Below are 6,948 nucleotides of genomic sequence, written 5' to 3'. Positions count from 1 at the left end.
TCCTCAGTGGCGGCGACCCGACGGGAATCCTGCCGCTAGGACGGAGGATGCGGCCCACCGGCGACCGGCTCACGGCGGCGGTCAGGGAGATGACCAGAAAGTACGACGTGCTCTTCGCGAACAACTGGAACGACCCGGAGCTGACGCACGCAGCCTACTGGTGCGAGGATCGCCTGCACCTGAACGCCACCGGCCATCGGCGTGTGGCCGCCCGGGTGCTCCAGACCATGGGGGAACCACATCCCGAGGAGTGGATGACGTCGCTGCCCCGCGCGACCGCCGCGCCGAACCTGGTGCAGAACATCACCTATTACCGCCGGTACGTCCTTCCGTGGATCGGCAGGCGCCTCACCGGGCGTTCCTCCGGCGACGGACGGCAACCCAAGTACGCACAATGGAGAACGGTAGGGCCGCCAGCGGTTGGCTGAGCCCACACGTCCTCATCTCTGACCGGATCGGGTCTCTTTTGTCCCCAACGCTGATGGCACGAGCCTTCAGGGCCTCTTGGTCTTGAGCGTCCCATCACGTGAGCGCGTTGATCGCAGCACGCACAGGACCGTGCTGACCAAGAAAGTCCGTGTTATCCGCCCACTGGTCCACGCTTCCAGATAGCGGCAGGGCACGTAGCGCGGGATCAATGATCGTCCGCGCCAAAGCCTGCGCAAAACGCCCAGCATGCAGCACCCGGAATGGTCGGCTGTGATATTGCCGACGTGTCGGATCCATCTTCTCCGCGAGCCCCATCTCGTTCTGAGAAGCTGCCACGATCTCGTAGGCATCGCACAGATGCTGCTCCCGCGCCTGGTACTCCACCGCCGTCAAGGCGCCACACAGCGACGGCGTCAGCCGCTCAGCCACGGGCAATTGCCGGAACGCACTCCCTAACCACTTGCTGTAGGGCGTGTACCGCCGCCCCAGCAGCAAGCACAAGCGCATGAGGTCACGCACCAACCGCCCTGTGACCAGGGCCGATCCGAGATCGTCTCCAACCTCAGCACAGCGCCCGACGAACGCTTCTTCTTGAGAAATCCGCTGCCACTGGCAGGCCAGCAGATACCGCCACACGTCATCCGGATACCACGCCAGCCGGCGCCGCACCGCCTTGAGTGTGCCCAGCCCGTCGTGAAACACCATGCCACCCGTGACCTCCGCGAGCTTCTGCTGAGGCATTGCCAGCCAATCGTCGACCGTCGGTTCGGCGGACACCACACCGATGCCGAGCTGAGCCTTAAGCCACCCGCTGACGTCGTTCACCGAGACTCGGTGGTTGACCACTCCGTCCGTCAGCTCCATGACGCCGACCGGGTCACCCGGGTCATCGTGACGGAAGTTCGTAGGCCAGCCCCGTACATGCTTCGGAACCCGTTCCCCCAGCAGCTGGCGCAGGTCGGCACCGTAGTCCGCAGCCTCATTCGGCCCGAGGAAGAGATCCAGCCTCGGGCCCCAATCGTGATCTGCTGAACGCGCGGTATCAAAACCAAGCACCTCAGATCCCGCACCGATCCTCGCGGCAGAATACCGAAGCGCGGGGTACGCCTCGGCGAGGATCGGCCCCACCGCCTCTTCGTAGAAGATCCGCGACAGCTCAAGACCCGGAAGGAACTCAGGAGCAGGAATCATGATCAGTGGTCGTCACGGGCGAACGGGGTCCCCGCCCACGGGTCGTAATCGACCTCGAGTGGTTCCTGCGGCGGGCGCTCTCCCTCCGGGACGTGCTGAAGGTTGATCCGGATCCGGTACCACAGCGAGCTGCGGCCCCTCATCCCGTCGACCAGCACGTCGGCCGGCTCAAGGAGGGGAACCACCGATGGATGCCGTTCCTTCCATCGCTCCAGCCCGTCGAGCGCCTCCTGCTTGGTCTTCGCCCGCGCGATCTCGACCAGCGGCATCGTCGACTGTCTGCGGCCAGTCCCTTTCGGCGGTTTCTCCGCCGGACCGAGCCGCTCGGCAAGCTCCAGCAGGGCGTCCAGTGACCCGCCGGTGCCGTCGATGCCCTCCCACGGATCGCCGACGTCCGCGAACCGCTCCAGCACCGTCGTCATCGTGTAGTCCTCTGGCCGGCTCTCAGCCGCTTCTTCCCAGCTCAACGGCGTCGATACCCGCGCGTCGGGGGTGGGCCGCACCGAGTAGGCCGACGCGATGGTGCGGTCCTTGGCATTCTGGTTGAAGTCCACGAACACGCCCTCCCGCTCTTCCTTCCACCATCTGGAGGTCGCCAGGCGCGGGGCGCGGTTCTCCACCTCACGGGCGACGGTCTCAGCGGCGAGGCGCACGTCACGGTACTTCCACTGGGGATCGATCCGCGTGTAGATGTGGAACCCGCGCGACCCCGACGTCTTCGGCCACGCAGTCAGACCGTGATCCTCGAGCACCTCCTTGGCAACGAACGCCACGTCGAGAATCTGCTTCCACTCAATACCCGGGTTCGGATCGAGATCGATGCGTAGCTCGTCGGGCCGGTCCAGATCCTCCGCCCGCACCGGATGCGGGTTCAAGTCGATGCAGCCCAAGTTCACCACCCAGGCCAGAGCCGCCGCGTCGCGCACCACCACCTCATCGGCCGTCGTGCCGGAGGAGTACCGCAGGGTCACAACATCGACCCAATCGGGTCGCTTCGACGGCGCACGCTTCTGGAAGAACGCCTCCTGGTCGATCCCCTTGACGAACCGCTTCAGGATCATCGGCCGCCCGGCGATGCCACGCAACGCACCGTCGGCGACAGCCAAGTAGTACTGGACCAGGTCCAGCTTCGTCGTACCTCGGTTCGGAAACACCACCTTGCCCGGGTTCGTGACCGTCACCTCACGCCCGGCAACCTCCAGCACCCGCGACGCTGCCATCCCACCACGATAAGTGCCCAATCCCCCGTTACCAGGTCGACACGGCACCGCTAGAAGGCCGCATCGACACGGATCGGGGATGTCAGCTGCCGCAGGTCATCTGTGTCAGTGCTGGTCGGCGGCCCGTAAAACCAGTCGTGGCGGTCTCGTTCCTATGGCTACACTCGGCCGCATGACTCCCTTGATCACCACCCGTGCTAAGAATCCCGAGTTCGGGTCTGACATCTGGGAGATGCCCGACACCTGGCCCGCGTTCATGGACCATGACCCTGTCGCCTGGTCGCTCTACGGTGTCGCCACAGCTGCCTACCCCGAGTTGACGGTGGTCGCCACCGACGACGACGGGTCGGTCATTGCGCATGGTCAGGCCACCGCTTTCCGGCTGGATCTGGAGGGCCGACGCGAGCTTCCCGACACTGGCTGGGACCAGGTGCTCATGTGGGTCAACTCCGATCTCCGCAAAGGCGTCGAGCCGGACGTCGCCAGCGCGCTGGAGATCTCCGTGCACCCCGGCTGGCAGGGGCGCGGCATGTCAACGCTGATCCTCATGGCGATGCGCGACGCCGCACGGGCCAGGGGATTCGACACCCTGCTCGCGCCAGTCCGCCCTAGCGGCAAGCACCTCGAGCCGGCCACGCCGATGAGCGAGTACGCGTATCGAACCCGCGCGGATGGGCTACCCGAAGACCCGTGGCTGCGGATCCACGCCCGCGCTGGCGGCGTCATCGAGAAGATCGCGCCCGCCTCCATGGTCGTCGGATCCTCGCTCGCGAACTGGCGCGAGTGGACCGGACTCCGGTTCGATGTGGACGGCCCGGTCGAGGTCCCGCACGCGCTCACTCTCATTCACTGTGCACCCGCGCACAACCATGCCGTCTACGTGGAGCCGAATGTGTGGGTGCGGCACCGGCTGTGAGCCTGTCCGTCGTCCGCGGAGGCGGAACACCACAATGCTCGTTGGCGCCGCTCTCAAGAGCGCAACCTACGGCTGACGATCTTGCGTCGCGAGCTCCCAGACCCGGCCGATCGGGTGCGGGGCGTCGTCACCGACGTCGGAGACGAACCTATCCACGAACCGGCCGATGCTCGCCTGCCATCTCAGGTTCGCGGGATCGTCCGCCAGCTCGCGCATCGCGGCGTCGAAATCGTCGCACTCCACGAGATGGAACAGATCGGAGCCGCTGCGCCAGATAGTCCAGTTGGTGATCCCCACCCGCGCGAACGAGTCGGCCAGATCGCCGGGAATCCGCTGGTGCTCCTGCTCGTACTGCGGCTCCGCTCCCGCATGCAAGATCGAATGCAACGCAACCCGCATGAGACCTCCTCGTGTCGTCCCGTAGCCTCCGGAACGCCGTCCGCTGTCATGCCGGAGGCCTGTCCCCGTCCAGCCACGCAACGATCCGAACCTCGCGAATCTCACGTTAGCTCATGTGCATACCCCGTCGACTCACCGGCGACGCGCGGGTCCCTTTGACGATGGAGGTGGAGCCCGACGACTCCGTGCCCGGTGTGGTTTTCCACACCCGCTCGCTGGGGTTCCTTGCTCAGAGCCTACGGTCATCTTCATGGTGCTGGTCTTCCTCGATTCATAGCGTGACCTGCATGACATGGGAACGAATTCGATGATCGAGGCGGCGAACCTCGCCAAGTATTACGGCGCGGTGCGCGCCGTAGATGATCTGACCTTCACAGTCCAGCCCGGATGCGTGACCGGATTCCTCGGGCCGAATGGGTCCGGCAAATCCACGACCTTGCGCATGATGCTGGGACTCGACCATCCGAGTGCGGGCTCGGTCCGCGTCGCCGGCCGCCGCTACGTCGACCTTCCCGTTCCAATGCGCGAGGTAGGCGCCATGCTCGACGCCCGATCCGCCCATCCCCGCCGCACCGCCTACGACCACCTACATTGCCTGGCGGTCAGCAACGGGCTCGGCCGCCATCGAGTCGACGCCGCACTGGACCTCGTCGGACTCGAGGAAGTGGCGAGAAAGCGTGCGGGCACGTTTTCTCTCGGTATGGCACAGCGCCTGGGGATCGCCGCTGCCATGCTTGGCGATCCAGGCGTTCTCATCTTCGACGAGCCGGTCAACGGCCTCGACCCAGAGGGCATACGTTGGTTCCGAAACTTCGTGCGCCGGCTGGCCCACGAAGGACGCACGGTCTTGGTCTCCAGCCACGTGCTTGGCGAGATGGCACAAACCGCCGACTACCTCATCGTCATCGGCAGGGGCAGGCTGATCGCCGACATCGCCACGGAACACTTCATGCAGAGCGGAGCGGCCCAGTCCGTTCTCGTGCGTCGGGGTGTCCCTGTATGGCGTCATCATCGCTCAGTTCGCCATCGCGGTCCTGGGGATCATGGTGATGACCAACGAATACGCCACCGGCACCATCGGCCCTAGCTTGGCGGCGGTGCCACGCCGGTCACGGCTTCTCGCGGCCAAGGCTGCAACCGTTGCTGCGGTGGCCCTCGTAGTCGGCTGCAGGGGCGCTCGGTGCCCTGGTGGCCGGTGTGCTGATCGTGCCGGCGATGTCCGGTGCGTTGCCTGAGCGCTTGGCCGACGCGATGGCTACATACTGGCCGACCAACGCCGGGCTCCAGCTCGTTCTCAACGGCTCGGAAGGCCTGGCCGTGGACCGGCTTCGGGCTGATGTGGGCCTTCGTGGCAGCCGTGGTCGCGCTGGCTTTCGCCGTACTCCATAGCCGGGATGCCTGAGTGTCAGCATGCATCCCCGGACCGGACGGCCCACCGCTCAGCAGTTGGGGCGGCATTGGCGTTCCACCATCGCCTGGAAGAAGATCTCCGGGAGGTCTGTCGGGTCGTCGGCCGCGTACGCGGAGGCCCCAGTGGCTGACGAGATCTCGCGAAGAGCGTCCATGTCGGCATCTGGGCCGATACCGATGGTGATGAGCAAGACCGGCCGCGCGGGGTCGTGTTGCGCCTGCAGCTGCGTCAGTAGCGTCTCCAGGTCCATGCCGGGCGCCATTTCCGGCGCCCGCTCGTCCGAACCGTCGGTCATCAGCACCACCGAGTTCACCCGGTTCGGATCGTAGTTCTCCTTGACTTCTTGGAAGGCCGCCCATGCGGTGTCGTACAGTGCCGTCCAACCCTGCTCCTCGGACTCCGGAAGCGCCTGCGATTCCTCGATCAACAGGTCCAGCCGGGTACCGCCTTCGAGCTCCTCCGTGAGCGGACCGATGTCAACGAGCTCGCGCCAGTGGTTCGGGGGGTCCTCGTCCGTGGAGAACACCCATAGACCCAGCTCGCTGGTCGGCGGCAGCAGATCAAGCGCCGCCAGGTTCGCGTCACGCACCACCTCGATCGCCGGCCGCTCGTCGCCCTCGGTCTCCCACATCGACCCGGAGACGTCGATGACCGGGAGCATCCGCATGTCGATCGACAACGCGGCCCATTGACGCAACGCCGTCTCGACGGCCTCGGGTTCCGGATCGGGCATCAACTCTGGCATGCTCCGCTGAATCCCGTCGGTGACGCCGGCCGAGTCGGCGGCCTCGCCGTCCGGGCTGCGGAAGCCCGCATCCTGCAGCGCGGTGACGGCCGCTTCCGTCCGGAATGCCTCGACCAGATCCTGCACCGCCTCAGTCGTCGACTCCGTCGACTCGGGCGTCTCGATCGGAACGGCCGGATAGTCGAAGGCGAGCGTGCCCTCGGCCGGATACAGAGCAACCGCGGACTCTTCCGGGTTCGCCTGATTGTGGGCGACGACCGACTGTTCGCTCGCGTTGAACAGCGGGGCGGCTGCCGGCTCCGATCTGAGCTGCTCGTATGCCTCATCGATGTCGGCGACGGCCGACCGCGACACCGCGGACATGGCCTCGGCGACCTCCGCCGGGGCTTCGTTACTCTCGCCGACCACGGCCTGGACAGCGAGCAGAGTCGCCAGACCCTCGCTGGTGGACATGGGATCGATGATGGTGGCAGGGGCCTCACTGGACATGACATCCGCCCAGGAGAACTCCGCGTTGTCCGGCCAGCCCAGCGTTTCTCTCGCCGCCTGCTGCGAGGCGACCATCACCAGCGGCGAGACTGCGACCGACGTTGCCTCGCCGAGATCGACGTCTTGTCCCGCGGCTCGCTGGATCCAT

Annotated in this window: 6 protein-coding genes and 1 pseudogene; 3 read left to right on the top strand and 4 right to left on the bottom strand. The window is 66.0% G+C overall.

Annotation, left to right across the window (positions count from 1 at the left end; translation table 11 throughout):
- Positions 1–428 (top strand): hypothetical protein (locus tag ELR45_RS38560; RefSeq protein ID WP_240759964.1); only part of this gene is annotated, 428 nt, incomplete at its 5' end.
- 94 nt (positions 429–522) lie between these two features.
- On the opposite strand, the gene ELR45_RS21080 is transcribed toward ELR45_RS38560, so the two are convergent.
- Positions 523–1,623 carry a DUF4037 domain-containing protein gene (locus ELR45_RS21080; RefSeq protein WP_129668103.1) on the bottom strand — a complete coding sequence of 367 codons (1,101 nt, stop codon included), beginning with the start codon at positions 1,621–1,623 and terminating at the stop codon, positions 523–525.
- Entirely contained in the window at positions 1,623–2,840 is a 1,218-nt protein-coding gene (gene ligD, locus ELR45_RS21075; protein ID WP_129668102.1) for a non-homologous end-joining DNA ligase, read from the bottom strand. Before ligD ends, ELR45_RS21080 begins: the two co-directional genes overlap by 1 nt.
- A gap of 172 nt (positions 2,841–3,012) precedes the next feature.
- Between ligD and ELR45_RS21070 the strand changes: the two genes are divergently transcribed.
- Positions 3,013–3,756 (top strand): N-acetyltransferase, encoded by a 744-nt coding sequence (locus ELR45_RS21070; RefSeq protein WP_129668101.1) that lies wholly within the window; start codon positions 3,013–3,015, stop codon positions 3,754–3,756.
- Between the two features lie 66 nt (positions 3,757–3,822).
- Here the strand turns inward: ELR45_RS21070 and ELR45_RS21065 are convergent, their stop codons facing one another.
- Positions 3,823–4,155, bottom strand: a complete 333-nt coding sequence (locus ELR45_RS21065; protein WP_129668100.1) for an L-rhamnose mutarotase — start codon at positions 4,153–4,155, stop codon at positions 3,823–3,825.
- A gap of 307 nt (positions 4,156–4,462) precedes the next feature.
- Here ELR45_RS21065 and ELR45_RS21060 point away from each other — a divergent pair.
- A pseudogene (locus ELR45_RS21060) lies at positions 4,463–5,140 on the top strand (ABC transporter ATP-binding protein); the annotation flags it as partial.
- Positions 5,141–5,594: 454 nt separating this feature from the next.
- On the opposite strand, the gene ELR45_RS21055 reads toward ELR45_RS21060, so the two are convergent.
- Positions 5,595–6,948 (bottom strand): substrate-binding domain-containing protein (locus ELR45_RS21055; RefSeq protein WP_129668099.1); only part of this gene is annotated, 1,354 nt, incomplete at its 5' end.

It is taken from the genome of Phytoactinopolyspora endophytica (assembly GCF_004138495.1).
GTDB lineage: Bacteria > Actinomycetota > Actinomycetes > Jiangellales > Jiangellaceae > Phytoactinopolyspora > Phytoactinopolyspora endophytica.
This window is presented reverse-complemented; position numbering and strand designations above follow the sequence as displayed.

Bases quoted from the DNA above. Each gene is read 5' to 3' on its own strand.
- ligD (WP_129668102.1), bottom strand. From the start codon at position 2,840: ATGGCAGCGTCGCGGGTGCTGGAGGTTGCCGGGCGTGAGGTGACGGTC.
- ELR45_RS21070 (WP_129668101.1), top strand. From the start codon at position 3,013: ATGACTCCCTTGATCACCACCCGTGCTAAGAATCCCGAGTTCGGGTCT.
- ELR45_RS21065 (WP_129668100.1), bottom strand. From the start codon at position 4,155: ATGCGGGTTGCGTTGCATTCGATCTTGCATGCGGGAGCGGAGCCGCAG.